Source organism: Novosphingobium sp. BAM6, assembly GCF_057784955.1.
Genome location: NZ_JBYNTR010000005.1, coordinates 77,421 through 89,853 on the forward strand (window position 1 = coordinate 77,421; position 12,433 = coordinate 89,853).

A 12,433-nucleotide genomic window follows, 5' to 3' on the forward strand; every position below is an offset into this window, starting at 1 on the left:
CCAATACGAGCGTACATGCGGGACTGGGCTGACTTCTCTCTGTCGGAAAACGACGATGGTGCCACCACGCTGGCGCTCAAGGGGTCTCTACGCGTCCACGCGTTGGGCGATCTCGATCGCAGGATTTCCCAGCGACGCGGGCAGTTTACCCGAATCGACATGTCGGGCGTCACTGACATCGACACCAGTGGCGCCTGGATCGTGATGAGCCATGCGCGCGAGCACGGGCTGGAGATCGTCGGCGAAAGCGACATGGCCAAGCGCCTGTTCACGGCCATCGGCCGGATCGAGGATCACACCGAAAAGGCAGAGCCGCTTCCGCGCTCGAACATCATCACCCGCAGTGTGGCTGAACTGGGCGAACTGGTGATCAACTGGGGCCATGGTTTCCTGCGCTCGGTGGCGTTCTTCGGCGCGCTGGTCAGTGCATTCGGTCGCACGATCCGCCGCCCCTCGCGCCTTCGCGGGACGGCGCTGGTCCACCACATGCAGCATGTGGGCGTGAACTCGCTGTGGATCGTGGGGTTGATGAGCTTTCTGATCGGCATCGTCATCGCCCAGCAGGGCGCGGTGCAGCTGCAGCAGTTCGGTGCTGAGATCTACACCATCAACCTGACCGGCCGTCTCTCGCTGCGCGAATTGGGCGTGCTGATGACCGCGATCATGGTCGCGGGCCGCTCGGGCTCGGCCTTCGCGGCGCAGATCGGCACGATGAAGCTGACCGAGGAGGTCGACGCGATGCGCACCATCGGCGTTGATCCGATGGAATCGCTGGTCGTGCCGCGCGTGCTGGCGGCGATGATCATGATGCCGCTGCTGGGCTTCTATTCCTCGGTGCTGGCGATCATCGGCGGCGCCTTCATCTCGAACTTCGCGCTCGACATTCCCTTCCTCACCTTCCTCCAGCGCACGCAGGAAGTGGTGCCGATCAGCGACGTGTGGATCAGCCTGATCAAGGCGCCGTTCTTCGCGTTGATCATCGCGCTGGCGGGCTGCTATCAGGGCATGCAGGTGGACACCAACGCCGAGGAAGTCGGCGCGCGCACTACGCAGGCGGTCGTCACCGCGATCTTCACGGTGATCGTGCTCGATGCGTTCTTCGCGGTGTTCTTCACCAAGATCGGCTGGAAATGAGCGCGTATTCGGAAACCGAGGTGGCCGAAGCCGAGGCGGTCGATACGGCGCACTCCGAGGACTACGGGGAATATCCCATCGTCGTCGAAGGGCTGACCAATGCCTTCGGCAGCCATCTCGTGCATGACGACCTTTCGTTCAAGGTGCGCAAGGGCGAGATTCTGGGCGTTGTCGGCGGATCGGGCACCGGCAAGTCGGTGCTGATGCGCTCGATCATCGGGCTGCAGCATCCCAGCCACGGCGAGATCACCGTGCTGGGCCATTCGATGACCGGCGCGAACGAGGAGGAAGACCTCGATATCCGCTCGCGCTGGGGCGTTTTGTTCCAGGGCGGCGCGCTGTTCTCGACGCTGACCGTGGGCGAGAACGTGCAGGTGCCGCTCAAGCAGTTCTATCCCGAGCTTTCGGACCAGCTGCTGGAGGAGGTCGCCCGCTTCAAGGTGCGCCTCTCCGGCCTGCCGGACGAGGCCTCGTTCAAGTACCCGAGCGAGCTTTCGGGCGGCATGAAGAAGCGTGCGGGGCTCGCCCGCGCGCTGGCGCTCGACCCCGAGCTGCTGTTCCTCGACGAGCCTACCGCCGGTCTCGATCCGATCGGCGCCGCTGCGTTCGACAGTCTCATCAAGGAGCTGAAGGAAACGCTGGGCCTCACCGTCTTCCTCATCACCCACGATCTCGATACGCTCTATGCGATCTGCGACCGGGTGGCGGTGCTGGCCGAAAAGAAGGTGATCGCGGTCGGCACGATCCCGGAACTGCTGGCGCTCGACCATCCGTGGATCGAGGAATACTTCAAGGGGCCGCGCGGACGCGCGGCGCAGGCGACCGAACTCCACAACGAGGCCGAAGGCACGGACGAGCCGGATACCTCGCTTTCGTTCGACGACACCACACCTACAGCGCAGGAAACCTAGGAACACGGCATGGAAACTCGGTCCAACAATCTGTGGGTCGGCGCGGTCACGCTGGTGCTGGTGGCGGCGCTGGCGGTCTTCGTCCTGTGGATCGCGCGGCTTAACCAGCACGAGCAGAAGCAGTACGACATCTTCTTCAAGCAGTCGGTTGACGGCCTCGCGAAGGGATCGGAAGTTGCCTATTCGGGCGTGCCGGTCGGGCAGGTGAAGCAGATCGAGCTGTGGCCCAAGGACCCCAGCTTCATCCGCGTGCGCATCAAGGTGGAAGAGAACGTGCCGATCACCATCGGCACCACCGCGACGATCCAGTCGAGCTTCACCGGCGTTTCGGATATCCAGCTGGAAGGCGCGGTGAAGGGCGCGGCCCCGATTACCGAGCCGGGACCGGACGGCGTGCCGGTGATCCCGACGACGCCGGGCGCCTTCAGCGAAGTGCTGGCCAATGCGCCGTTGCTGATGGAGCGCCTCGCCACGCTGACCGAGAACCTCAACCAGCTGCTCTCTGCCGATAACCGCAAGGCGATCGGCGGCATCCTGCAGAATACCAATGTCATGACCAAGCAGCTGGCTGATGCCTCGCCGCAGGTCCAGAAGACGCTGGTGGAATTGCAGGGCACGCTCAATCAGGCGACGCAGACGTTGGCCGCGTTCCAAGGCGTGGCAGGCAAGGCCGACGATCTGCTGGGCAGCAAGGGCAACTCGCTGGCCGATCAGCTGCGCAAGACACTGGCCTCGGCGCAGGCCTCGATGGACCAGCTGAATGTTACGCTGCAAACCGCGCAGCCCGCGTTCAAGGAAGTTTCCGACCAGACGCTTCCGGCCGCCAACGCCGCGATCCGCGATCTTCGCGCGACCAGCAAGGCGCTGCGTTCCGTCACCGAAAAGATCGATGAGCAGGGCGCGGGCGCGCTGTTCAAGGGGCAGAAGCTGCCCGACTACAAGCCATGAGGACCAGAGCGATGAACGCCATTTCCCTTAGCCGCATGGCTCGCCTGACGCAGGGACTGTTGCTGGCGGGCGCGGCCTGCGCGGCGCTGTCGGGCTGCATCTCGCTGGCGCCCAAGGTGCCCAACCAGTTGCTCTCGCTGACGCCCGCGCATAGCGCTCCCAGCGGCGATCTGGCCTCAGCCTCGCTCAAGGACGCGCTTGTCATCACCGAGCCCGATGCCGACCGCAGCCTCGATGTTATGCGCGTGCCGGTACGTGTCGACAATTCCAGCATCGCCTATCTCAAAAATGCGAGCTGGATGGAGAAGCCGACGCGCGAGTTCCGCGATCTGCTGGCCGAAACCATCCGAGCCAATTCCGGCAAGCTGGTGGTGGTCGACAGCGATTTCGAGGAGCCGGGCCAGACCGTGCTCAGCGGTCGCCTGCTCGATATGGGCTATGTCGCCGCGACGCACACCGTGGTGGTGCGGTTTGATGCGATCCTCAACCAGCCCGGCGCCAAGGTCGTGACCCGCCGTTTCGAGGCGAGCGTGCCCAATGTCGAGGCCAAGGCCGCTGCCGTCGGCCCGGCGCTCAACACGGCGGCCAATCAGGTCGCCCAACAGGTCGCCGACTGGATGAAGACTCAAGGGTGAGCGGGCGGGGTAATCCCCCGCCGCGCATAGCCGTCAGTTTCGCGAGAGGCGGGCGAAGTCCATCGCCAGCTTGAACGCCTCGAAGCGGATCGCGCGGCGCTGCGTTGCCTCGTGATCCTCACCCCACAGCTCGACCTGCCAGTCCTCTTCCAGATTGGCCGCGTTCCACAGGCTTTCAGCCTCGGCATCCGGCGTGATCGCAGCCAGGGCTATCGACAGCGAGGCGGCAAGGCTGGCCAGCATGTTCAGCGCGGCGAGGGTGAAGGCATCTTCGCTCTCGATTTTCGCGCGCAGGGTTGCGAGGGTTTGCTCGGGCTGCGGGCGGTGGATGATCCCCGAAATGCGCGTGTAGCGAACGCCAAGGTCCGCCTCGATCCGGGCGAGCAAGGGCTCCCACACCGCCTGCTGGTGCGCGTAGAGGGCATCCTCGGGATCGGCGCGATAACACAGCGTATCGGTTTCGGCGTAAGGCAGCAGACCTTGGGCGAGCGCGGCGCGGTCGTCGGCGACGACATCGAGCGCGAAGTCGGCGAGATCGCGCAGCCGGAACGAGGCCGGATCGATCGTCTCGCCTTGCGCATTCCATTCGGCGGCCAGCGCCTCGGCCAGCGCCGCGCTCGGCACCACCTGTGCGCGACCGCCGGCAGTGCGGATCGGTCGCCCGTCGAGCACGATGCGCCAGCCTTCGGAAATCTGTTCGATGGCGGCGGCGGTGTAGAAACGCTTCATTCGGGGGACTTCCAGCGACGGATCAGCAGGGCAGGCAGGACGAAGATCGCCACCAGCCCGAGAAGGAGCAGCGCATAGCCGCCGTATCGCGCGGAGTCACCCGCCACCGCGCCGAGACGGCCTTCAGTGAGCAGCAGGCCGAGGATGACCAGCGCCACGCCGCCCAGACGCAAGGCCTGAAGGGCGAAAAATCGCGCCTTTGCCGGGTCTTTCGGATTCATCCCAGCAGATGCGCGCGCAGCGCCTCGGGGCTGTGGGCGACCCATTCGGCGCCGGCCTCGGCCAGTTCCTGCGGCTGGTGATAGCCCCAGTCGACGCCCACGGCGCGGGCACCGGCGTTCACCGCCATATGCATGTCGTACACGGTATCGCCCAGCATCACGGTCTCTTCGGGCTGTGCTCCCGCCTCGAACAGGGCGGCCTCCAGCATGGCCGGATGGGGCTTGGAGGGATGCCGGTCGGCGGTCTGGAGTGTGTGGAACAGGCCCGCGACGCCGTTCTCGACCAGACAGTGCGTGAGCCCACGGTCGGACATGCCGGTCGCGACGCCGAGCGTCCACCCGGCATCGACCAGCGCATGCAGCAGGTCGGCAATGCCCGGAAACAGCGGCTGCGAGACGCGCCCTTCGGTGCGCGCCTGCCGGAACAGCTGCTTGTAGGCATCGGCGAGGCCGTGATGGATCTCGGCAGTTTCGTCTGGCAGCAGCTGCCGCATCGCCTGCGGCAGCGAGAGGCCGACCGCGCGGCGAATGCGATTACGGTCGGGCGCGGACAGGCCGAACTGCGCGAAGGCACCTTCCATCGCCTCGCAGATCGGGGCCTGCCCGTCGACAAGCGTGCCGTCGCAGTCGAAGACCGCCAGCTTCATCTCAACGCTTTCCGCGCGGTGCCGATGGACGGCCCGAGGGCTTGCCGCCTGCCGGACGACCGCCGCCTGAGGGGCGTCCGCCGCTGGCCGGACGGCTCGCACCCGAACGGGCGCCGGGCTTGCCTGCAGGCTTACCTGTACCGCGAGGGGCGCTCTTGGTGCCGGGCTTGCCGCCCGGTTTCCCGGCAGGCTTGCTGCCGGGACGCGAGGGGCGGCTTTGGCCCGACTGGCCATCGATACGCTTGCGACGCTCGCCGCGACGTTCCTTGCGGTATTCCTTGGCGTGCTGCTTGGCGGCGCGCTTCTGGTCTTCCTTGGTGAATTCGGCCGGACCTTCGGGCAGATCGGGCGCCTCGCTTTCCTCGAAGCCGAGTGCGGCGAGCGAGGTGGCGAAGTGTTCGGGCAACTCGGCGGTGACGTCCAGCGGCGTGCCGTCCGGGTGATCGATAATCAGGCGACGGGCGTGCAGGTGCATCTTGCGGCTGATCGTGCCCGACAGGAACGCATCCTGTCCGCCGTACTTGCCGTCACCCACGATCGGGTGGCCGATCGCGGCCATGTGGACGCGCAACTGGTGCGTGCGTCCGGTCAGCGGGTGCAGCTCGACCCAGGCGGCGCGGTTGCCCGCGCGGTCGATCACGCGATAGCGTGTACGCGCCGACTGGCCGCCTTCCTCGTCGACATGCATCTTCTCGCCGCCGGTACCCGGCTGCTTGGCGAGCGGCAGTTCGATCATCCCGTCCGAGATCGAGGGCACGCCGATCACAAGCGCCCAGTAGATCTTCTTGGCGGTGCGCCCCGAAAAGCGCTTCGAGAAGAACGAGGCGCTGCCCGGCGTGCGGGCGATCAGCAGGACGCCCGAGGTATCCTTGTCGAGACGGTGGACCAGACGCGGGCGCGGTCCACGGTCGGCATAGGCATCGAGCAGGCCGTCGACATGCTGGTGCGTGCCGCTGCCGCCTTGCGTTGCAAGGCCCGGCGGCTTGTTGAGCACGATCGCGGCGCGGTCCTGCGTGATGACCATCGAATCGGCGAGTTCCAGCTCGGCCTCGGTCAGTTCGCGGCGCACGCGTTCACCGCTGGCATTGGTGCGCGGATCACCACCCGGCGGCACGCGCAGCACTTGCCCCGGGGTCAGTCGGGTGTCGACATCGGCGCGCTTGCCGTCGACACGAATCTGTCCGGTGCGCGCCCAGCGCGAGACGGTGGCGAAGCCGACCTGCGGCAGGTGGCGCTTGAACCAGCGGTCGAGCCGCACGCCATCGTCGTCATGGCCGACGGTGAACTGGCGAACGCTGTCGCTATCGGAGGAGGGAGTATGGGGATCGTACGTCATCAGATCGCTCTCGCAACAGAAAGTCCCGCTACCAGCGCGACGATCCCGGTCAGTACCGAAAGCCCGGCATAGAACATGCCAAGGCCCGGTTGGCCGCGTTGGGCCAGCGAGATCACGTCGAGAGAGAACGAGGAGAAAGTGGTGAAACCGCCCATCACGCCGACCATCAGGAACAGGCGTGCCGATTCGCTGTGGGTTCCCTGACGCGCGAATAGCCCCACGATTACGCCCATGACGAGCGAGCCAAGCACGTTGACGGTCAGGGTCGAAGCCGGGAATGTCGCGGCACGAACAGGGCCGAGCAGGGCGCTCCAGCCAAGGCCGACGACATAGCGCAGCCACGAGCCGAGCGCGCCACCGGCTGCCACTAGCAGCGATGCGCTAAGGAAATTGGGAATGGGCATCGTTGGCCCTTAGCCGGGAATCGGCGGATTTCCAATCGTGTGCAGGCGATCTATATGGCGCGAGCGTCGATTCGGGTTCATCGCGGGTAATTCCGTGGTGTGCGAGGGTTGAAGCAGGGCCTTGCCGGGCGTATTTAAGCGGTTCTCCCGGCAAGATTGCTTGCCTTTGTCGCCATGCAGTGCTAGCGGCGCCCAACTTCGTGCCATCCTGTAAGGGAATCGGGCACGGTATCGGTTTTCATTTTCAGGGTCCGCCGCGTCGGCATGCGGAGTTTGGGCCCTACCAGTGAGGTGTGTCAGTTTATGCAGATTCTCGTTCGCGACAACAACGTTGACCAGGCCCTTCGTGCGCTCAAGAAGAAGCTGCAGCGCGAAGGCGTCTATCGCGAAATGAAGCTGCGTCGTCACTTCGAGAAGCCCTCGGAAAAGCGCGCTCGCGAAAAGGCTGCTGCCGTTCGTCGCGCCCGCAAGCTGGAGCGCAAGCGCATGGAGCGCGACGGCGTCAAGTAAGTCGTTGTTCCCCGCTGCATCTGCGGATGCATTTTTAGAGCGGGGAAACGACAGGCCATACGGCGTTCACGCTTGAACGCCGGACCTGCTTGAGCCATGAGGGCGCGGACGAACCATCCGCGCCTTCTTGCATTTGTGCGCTCCGGTCCTCGGGGCATGCAGCCGGTCGGCGCAGACATAACAACCGCGACATTATCAACGCGATATCCCAACGAGGCCCCTGACCATGACCGAGATCACCCGCGTTCCGCTCCAGCCTGTCGCCAAGGGCTCGCTGGGCAAGATCTGGGGCGGCGTCGTCGTCCTCGCGATTGCTGCGGCGGGAATCGCCTACGCCACCGTTCCGGCTTCGGTGAAGGTTTCCACGCTCAAGGCTGGTGCTGGCGATTCGCCGACGGTCGATGATGTCGTGCTGATCAACTACAAGGGCATGCTGCCCGACGGTCAGGTGTTCGATCAGGCCAACCAGGTGCCGATGGAACTGAACGGCGTGATCCCCGGCTTCGCCAAGGCGCTGGTGCAGATGCAGCGCGGCGGCAAGTACGAGGTGAAGATACCCTCGTCGCTGGCCTATGGCGACAAGGCCGTCGGCAAGATCCCGGCGAACACTGACCTCACCTTCGATATCGACCTGATCGATTACAAGACCCGCGCCGAAATCCAGCAGATCCAGCAGATGCAGCAAATGCAGATGCAGATGCAGGGTGGCGCAGCAGGCGGTGCTGCTGCCGGTGCTCCGGTCGGTGCTCCCGACGCGGCAGGCGCCGCGCCGGCGACCCAGCCCTGATCGCGGCGGGCCTTTCGTTGACGACGATCGCGCGCGGCCTCGGTGCGGCTCTTCTTGCCGGTGCTGCCTTCGTGGCAGCGCCTGTTCTCGCTGCGCCTGCGGCGAAGACAGCACCCGTGGCGAAAGCCGCACCTGCGGCAGCAGCGGCTCCCGCAGCGCCCCCGGCTCCGGCAAAGCCTGCGCGTGCCGTGACGGTCACGGTGCTGACGCCGGGGGAAGGCGCCAAGCCTGCCGCCGACGACTACGTGCTGGTGAACTACAAGGGCATGCTGCCCGACGGCACCGTGTTCGACCAGAACGAGAACGCGGTGATGCCGCTGGCGGAGGTCGTTCCCGGCTTCGCGCAAGGGCTCGTGCAGATGCAGCGCGGCGGCACCTATCGCATGGTGATCCCTTCGGAGCTTGGCTACGGCGCCGAGGGCGGTGGGCCGATCCCGCCGAATACCGATCTGACCTTCGAAGTCACGCTGCTCGACTTCAAGACGCAGGCCGAGCTTCAGGCGATGATGTCGCAGATGCAGGCTGCCGAGGCCGATCGCGAGAAGGAGGCAGGGCAGGACGCCACGCCTTCCGATACGCCGTCGGACACTGCGACGCCGGACGCCACGGGAACGCAGGCCCAACCCCAACAACACTGATCGCGCGTATCCGCGGGGGCTCCCGCTTGATGCCGCACCCGGTGCCTGCTAGCGCGGGCAAGAGGCTTGGTGGCCGCGACGTGTCGCGTGCTTGCCGGGCCATTCGATTTATCCGACGCAAGAACCATCCGAAGGAAGCAAGCAAAGCCATGTCGGTCGATACCGCAACGGTGGCGAAGATCGCCAGTCTGGCCCGCATCAAGCTGGGTGAGGACGAACTGGGCGCGATGGTGCCCGAACTCAACGGCATTCTGGCCTGGGTGGAGCAACTGGGCGAGGTGGACACCAGCGCGGTCGAGCCGATGACCGCCGTCATCCCCAACACGCTGCGCCTGCGCGACGACGTGATCGATGCCGATCCGCTGACCGCCGGTGGTCGCCGTGATGCAGTGCTCGCCAATGCGCCCGCGCCCGAGCATGGCTTCTTTGGCGTGCCCAAGGTAATCGAGTAAGTCCTTCGAATTCGGCGCAATTGCGTGATCGAAGACCCGGACGATTTTTCCTCGTTCCTCTACGGACGCGGAGCACAAGAGCTGGAACACAGCATGACTGACCTTACCGAACTCGGCGTAGCCGACATCCGCGACGGCGTTGCCAAGGGCGACTTTTCTGCCGTCGAAGTGGCGGAGGCGTTCAACGCCAATGTCGCTGCGGCGCAGGAAGCGCTGAACGCCTTCATCGTCGCCACCCCCGAAGCCGCTGTTGCGTCCGCGCAGGCGATCGACGCCAAGCGCGCCAGGGGCGAGGCTCTGGGCAAGATGGGCGGCGTGCCCATCGGCATGAAGGATCTGTTCGCGACCTTCGACGTCCAGACCACCGCCGCCAGCCATATGCTGGAAGGCTTCAAGCCACAGTACGAATCGACCGTCTCGCAGAAGCTGTGGAATGCAGGCTGCGGCATGCTGGGCAAGCTCAACCTTGACCAGTTCGCGATGGGTTCGTCGAACGAGACCAGCTATTTCGGCAACGTGATCTCGCCGTGGAAGCGCAATGACGGCGGCAATGCGCCGCTGGCACCGGGCGGTTCCTCGGGCGGTTCGTCCGCCGCGCTTGCCGCACGCCTGTGCCCGGCCGCGACCGGCACCGACACCGGCGGCTCGATCCGCCAGCCCGCCGCCTTCACCGGCACCACCGGCATCAAGCCGACCTATGGCCGCTGCTCGCGCTGGGGCGTCGTTGCGTTCGCCTCCTCGCTCGATCAGGCGGGACCGATGGCGCGCTCGGTGCAGGACTGCGCGATCATGCTCGAAGCCATGGCCGGTTTCGATCCCAAGGATGCGACCAGCCTCGACATGCCGGTGCCCGACTGGGAAGCCGCGCTCTCGGGCGACCTCAAGGGCAAGAAGGTCGGTATTCCGAAGGAATACCGCGTCGAGGGTCTGGACGAGGACGTGGCCAAGTCGTGGGACGACGGCATCGCCTGGCTGAAGGATGCAGGGGCCGAGATCGTCGAGATCTCGCTGCCGCATACCAAGTACGCGCTGCCGACCTACTACATCATCGCCCCTGCCGAAGCCTCATCGAACCTCGCGCGCTATGACGGCGTGCGTTACGGCCTGCGCGACCTGCCCGAAGGGGCTAACCTTCAGGACATGTACGCCGCCACCCGCGCCGCCGGGTTCGGCCCCGAGGTCAAGCGCCGCATCCTGATTGGCACCTATGTGCTCTCGGCGGGCTTCTACGATGCGTATTACACGCAGGCGCAGAAGGTCCGCACGCTGATCGCGCAGGACTTCGCCAAGGCGTTCGAGCACTGCGACGTTATCCTCGCCCCGACCGCGCCCAGCGCCGCCTTCGGCCTTGGCGAGAATGTCGACGATCCGCTCAAGATGTACCTGAACGACGTGTTCGCGGTCCCGGCCTCGCTGGCGGGTCTGCCCGCCATGTCGGTGCCAGCAGGCCTCAACCGCGAGGGCCTGCCGCTCGGCCTGCAGGTGATCGGCAAGGCCTTCGACGAACAGGGTGTCCTCAACGCCGGCCTCGCCATCGAGGCGCGCGCGCAGTTCGCGGCCAAGCCGGAGAAGTGGTGGTAATATGAGCAACTATCGTATCCAGGGCGCCACGGGTGAGTGGGAGGTCGTCATCGGCCTCGAAGTCCACGCGCAGGTCACGTCGAACTCCAAGCTGTTCTCCAGCGCGGCGACCGCGTTCGGCGCCGAGCCGAACACGCAGGTCTCGCTGATCGACGCGGCGATGCCGGGCATGTTGCCGGTGCCGAACCGCGAGTGCATCCGTCAGGCGGTGCGCACCGGCATGGCCATCGAGGCGCAGATCAACAAGTGGTCGCGCTTCGACCGCAAGAACTACTTCTATGCGGATCTCCCGCAGGGCTATCAGATCAGCCAGCTCTACCATCCGCTGGTGGGCGAAGGCTCGCTGACCATCGAGGCGGACGAGAAGGCCGGTATCCCCGAAGACAAGGTCATCGGGATCGAGCGTATTCACGTCGAGCAGGATGCGGGCAAGCTGATGCACGATCAGCACCCGACGATGTCCTATGTCGATCTCAACCGTGTGGGCGTGGCACTGATGGAAATCGTCAGTCGTCCGGACATGACCTCGCCCGCCGAGGCCGGGGCATACGTCGCCAAGCTGCGCCAGATCCTGCGCTATGTCGGCTCGTGCGACGGCAACATGGATCAGGGCTCGATGCGCTGCGACGTCAACGTCTCGGTGCGCAAGGCGGGTGAGCCGTTCGGCACGCGCACCGAAACCAAGAACGTCAACTCGGTGCGCTTCGTCATGCAGACGATCGAGCACGAGGCCTCGCGTCAGGTCGACGTGCTGGAGAGCGGCGGCAAGATCGTGCAGGAAACCCGCCTGTTCGATCCGACCACCGGCACCACGCGCTCGATGCGTTCGAAGGAAGACGCGCACGACTATCGCTACTTCCCCGATCCGGACCTGCTGCCGCTGGAGCTGGACGACGCGTTTCTGGAAGACTGCCGCAACTCGCTGCCCGAACTGCCCGACGCCAAGCGCGCACGCTACACCGGTGAGCTGGGCCTTTCGGCCTACAACGCGCAGGTGCTGACGGCGGACGTCGATACCGCGCGCTGGTTCGAGGTGCTGCTGGCCGAGACAGCGGCGGCATCGGACAAGAGCCCGGCGGACGTTGCCAAGCAGGCGGCGAACTGGCTGATCTCGGAACTGTTCGGCGCGCTCAACAAGTCGGGCACCTCGCTGACCGAATCGTCGATTACGCCGGTGAAGGGCGCCGAACTGCTGGCGCTGGTCAGCAAGGGTACGATTTCCGGATCGATCGCCAAGCAGGTGCTGGAGATCATGCTCGAAACCGGCGACGGCGCTGGTGCAATCGTCGAGCGCGAGGGCCTGAAGCAGGAGAGCGACACCGGCGCTATCGAAGCGAAGGTGGACGAGATTCTGGCTGCCAATGGCGAGAAGGTTGCCCAGTACAAGGAGGGCAAGGTCGCGCTGTTCGGTTTCTTCGTCGGTCAGACGATGAAGGCGATGCAGGGCAAGGCCAACCCGCAGGTGGTCAACGAGATCCTGAAGGCCAAGCTCGGCTGATC

Annotated in this window: 15 protein-coding genes; 10 read left to right on the top strand and 5 right to left on the bottom strand. The window is 65.5% G+C overall.

Features of this window, described 5'->3' with window-relative positions; all coding sequences use genetic code 11:
• The first annotated feature begins 15 nt into the window (after positions 1-15).
• Genes AC3EC3_RS14510 through AC3EC3_RS14525 form a run of 4 tightly spaced genes read left to right on the top strand, consistent with a single transcriptional unit; the run spans position 16 to position 3,628 of the window.
• Complete coding sequence (locus tag AC3EC3_RS14510; RefSeq protein WP_488490315.1) at positions 16-1,134, top strand: ABC transporter permease; 1,119 nt, start codon at positions 16-18, stop codon at positions 1,132-1,134.
• Positions 1,131-2,045 (top strand): ABC transporter ATP-binding protein, encoded by a 915-nt coding sequence (locus AC3EC3_RS14515; RefSeq protein WP_488490316.1) that lies wholly within the window; start codon positions 1,131-1,133, stop codon positions 2,043-2,045. Before AC3EC3_RS14510 ends, AC3EC3_RS14515 begins: the two co-directional genes overlap by 4 nt.
• Positions 2,046-2,054: 9 nt before the next feature.
• Positions 2,055-2,993 (top strand): MlaD family protein, encoded by a 939-nt coding sequence (locus AC3EC3_RS14520; protein WP_260928652.1) that lies wholly within the window; start codon positions 2,055-2,057, stop codon positions 2,991-2,993.
• Between the two features lie 11 nt (positions 2,994-3,004).
• Positions 3,005-3,628, top strand: coding sequence for an ABC-type transport auxiliary lipoprotein family protein (locus AC3EC3_RS14525; protein WP_488490317.1), 624 nt, complete (start codon positions 3,005-3,007; stop codon positions 3,626-3,628).
• 33 nt (positions 3,629-3,661) lie between these two features.
• On the opposite strand, the gene AC3EC3_RS14530 is transcribed toward AC3EC3_RS14525, so the two are convergent.
• The 5 genes from AC3EC3_RS14530 to crcB are packed head-to-tail and all read right to left on the bottom strand — an operon-like array spanning position 3,662 to position 6,965.
• Entirely contained in the window at positions 3,662-4,357 is a 696-nt protein-coding gene (locus tag AC3EC3_RS14530; RefSeq protein ID WP_488490318.1) for an ATP12 family chaperone protein, read from the bottom strand.
• The gene (locus tag AC3EC3_RS14535) at positions 4,354-4,578 is read right to left on the bottom strand and encodes a hypothetical protein (RefSeq protein ID WP_488490319.1); all 225 of its coding nucleotides are present in this window, start codon (positions 4,576-4,578) and stop codon (positions 4,354-4,356) included. The genes AC3EC3_RS14530 and AC3EC3_RS14535 overlap by 4 nt, the downstream gene beginning before the upstream one ends.
• Positions 4,575-5,225: an HAD-IA family hydrolase gene (locus AC3EC3_RS14540; protein ID WP_488490320.1), complete on the bottom strand. Its 651-nt coding sequence runs from the start codon at positions 5,223-5,225 to the stop codon at positions 4,575-4,577. Before AC3EC3_RS14540 ends, AC3EC3_RS14535 begins: the two co-directional genes overlap by 4 nt.
• A gap of 1 nt (position 5,226) precedes the next feature.
• Complete coding sequence (locus AC3EC3_RS14545; protein ID WP_488490321.1) at positions 5,227-6,561, bottom strand: RluA family pseudouridine synthase; 1,335 nt, start codon at positions 6,559-6,561, stop codon at positions 5,227-5,229.
• On the bottom strand, positions 6,561-6,965 hold the full coding sequence (gene crcB, locus AC3EC3_RS14550; protein ID WP_488490322.1) for a fluoride efflux transporter CrcB: 405 nt from the start codon (positions 6,963-6,965) through the stop codon (positions 6,561-6,563). The genes AC3EC3_RS14545 and crcB overlap by 1 nt, the downstream gene beginning before the upstream one ends.
• Positions 6,966-7,268: 303 nt before the next feature.
• On the opposite strand from crcB, the gene rpsU reads away from it, so the two are divergent.
• From rpsU to gatB, 6 genes are all read left to right on the top strand, one after another.
• Positions 7,269-7,475, top strand: a complete 207-nt coding sequence (gene rpsU, locus AC3EC3_RS14555; protein WP_054440590.1) for a 30S ribosomal protein S21 — start codon at positions 7,269-7,271, stop codon at positions 7,473-7,475.
• A gap of 226 nt (positions 7,476-7,701) precedes the next feature.
• Positions 7,702-8,262, top strand: a complete 561-nt coding sequence (locus tag AC3EC3_RS14560; RefSeq protein ID WP_488490323.1) for an FKBP-type peptidyl-prolyl cis-trans isomerase — start codon at positions 7,702-7,704, stop codon at positions 8,260-8,262.
• Between the two features lie 17 nt (positions 8,263-8,279).
• Positions 8,280-8,900 carry an FKBP-type peptidyl-prolyl cis-trans isomerase gene (locus AC3EC3_RS14565; RefSeq protein ID WP_488490324.1) on the top strand — a complete coding sequence of 207 codons (621 nt, stop codon included), beginning with the start codon at positions 8,280-8,282 and terminating at the stop codon, positions 8,898-8,900.
• Positions 8,901-9,049: 149 nt separating this feature from the next.
• On the top strand, positions 9,050-9,352 hold the full coding sequence (gene gatC / locus AC3EC3_RS14570) for an Asp-tRNA(Asn)/Glu-tRNA(Gln) amidotransferase subunit GatC (protein WP_260928633.1): 303 nt from the start codon (positions 9,050-9,052) through the stop codon (positions 9,350-9,352).
• Positions 9,353-9,445: 93 nt separating this feature from the next.
• A complete protein-coding gene (gatA, locus tag AC3EC3_RS14575; protein ID WP_488490325.1) occupies positions 9,446-10,933 on the top strand; it encodes an Asp-tRNA(Asn)/Glu-tRNA(Gln) amidotransferase subunit GatA in 1,488 nt (495 codons plus the stop codon).
• Position 10,934: 1 nt separating this feature from the next.
• Entirely contained in the window at positions 10,935-12,431 is a 1,497-nt protein-coding gene (gene gatB / locus AC3EC3_RS14580; RefSeq protein WP_488490326.1) for an Asp-tRNA(Asn)/Glu-tRNA(Gln) amidotransferase subunit GatB, read from the top strand.
• Positions 12,432-12,433: the final 2 nt, after the last annotated feature.

Excerpts from the sequence above, each read along its gene's own strand:
- AC3EC3_RS14510 (WP_488490315.1), top strand. The coding sequence starts at position 16 with ATGCGGGACTGGGCTGACTTCTCTCTGTCGGAAAACGACGATGGTGCC.
- crcB (WP_488490322.1), bottom strand. The coding sequence starts at position 6,965 with ATGCCCATTCCCAATTTCCTTAGCGCATCGCTGCTAGTGGCAGCCGGT.
- gatA (WP_488490325.1), top strand. The coding sequence starts at position 9,446 with ATGACTGACCTTACCGAACTCGGCGTAGCCGACATCCGCGACGGCGTT.
- AC3EC3_RS14545 (WP_488490321.1), bottom strand. The coding sequence starts at position 6,561 with ATGACGTACGATCCCCATACTCCCTCCTCCGATAGCGACAGCGTTCGC.
- gatC (WP_260928633.1), top strand. The coding sequence starts at position 9,050 with ATGTCGGTCGATACCGCAACGGTGGCGAAGATCGCCAGTCTGGCCCGC.
- AC3EC3_RS14540 (WP_488490320.1), bottom strand. The coding sequence starts at position 5,225 with ATGAAGCTGGCGGTCTTCGACTGCGACGGCACGCTTGTCGACGGGCAG.
- AC3EC3_RS14560 (WP_488490323.1), top strand. The coding sequence starts at position 7,702 with ATGACCGAGATCACCCGCGTTCCGCTCCAGCCTGTCGCCAAGGGCTCG.
- rpsU (WP_054440590.1), top strand. The coding sequence starts at position 7,269 with ATGCAGATTCTCGTTCGCGACAACAACGTTGACCAGGCCCTTCGTGCG.
- AC3EC3_RS14535 (WP_488490319.1), bottom strand. The coding sequence starts at position 4,578 with ATGAATCCGAAAGACCCGGCAAAGGCGCGATTTTTCGCCCTTCAGGCC.
- AC3EC3_RS14525 (WP_488490317.1), top strand. The coding sequence starts at position 3,005 with ATGAACGCCATTTCCCTTAGCCGCATGGCTCGCCTGACGCAGGGACTG.
- AC3EC3_RS14515 (WP_488490316.1), top strand. The coding sequence starts at position 1,131 with ATGAGCGCGTATTCGGAAACCGAGGTGGCCGAAGCCGAGGCGGTCGAT.
- AC3EC3_RS14520 (WP_260928652.1), top strand. The coding sequence starts at position 2,055 with ATGGAAACTCGGTCCAACAATCTGTGGGTCGGCGCGGTCACGCTGGTG.
- gatB (WP_488490326.1), top strand. The coding sequence starts at position 10,935 with ATGAGCAACTATCGTATCCAGGGCGCCACGGGTGAGTGGGAGGTCGTC.
- AC3EC3_RS14530 (WP_488490318.1), bottom strand. The coding sequence starts at position 4,357 with ATGAAGCGTTTCTACACCGCCGCCGCCATCGAACAGATTTCCGAAGGC.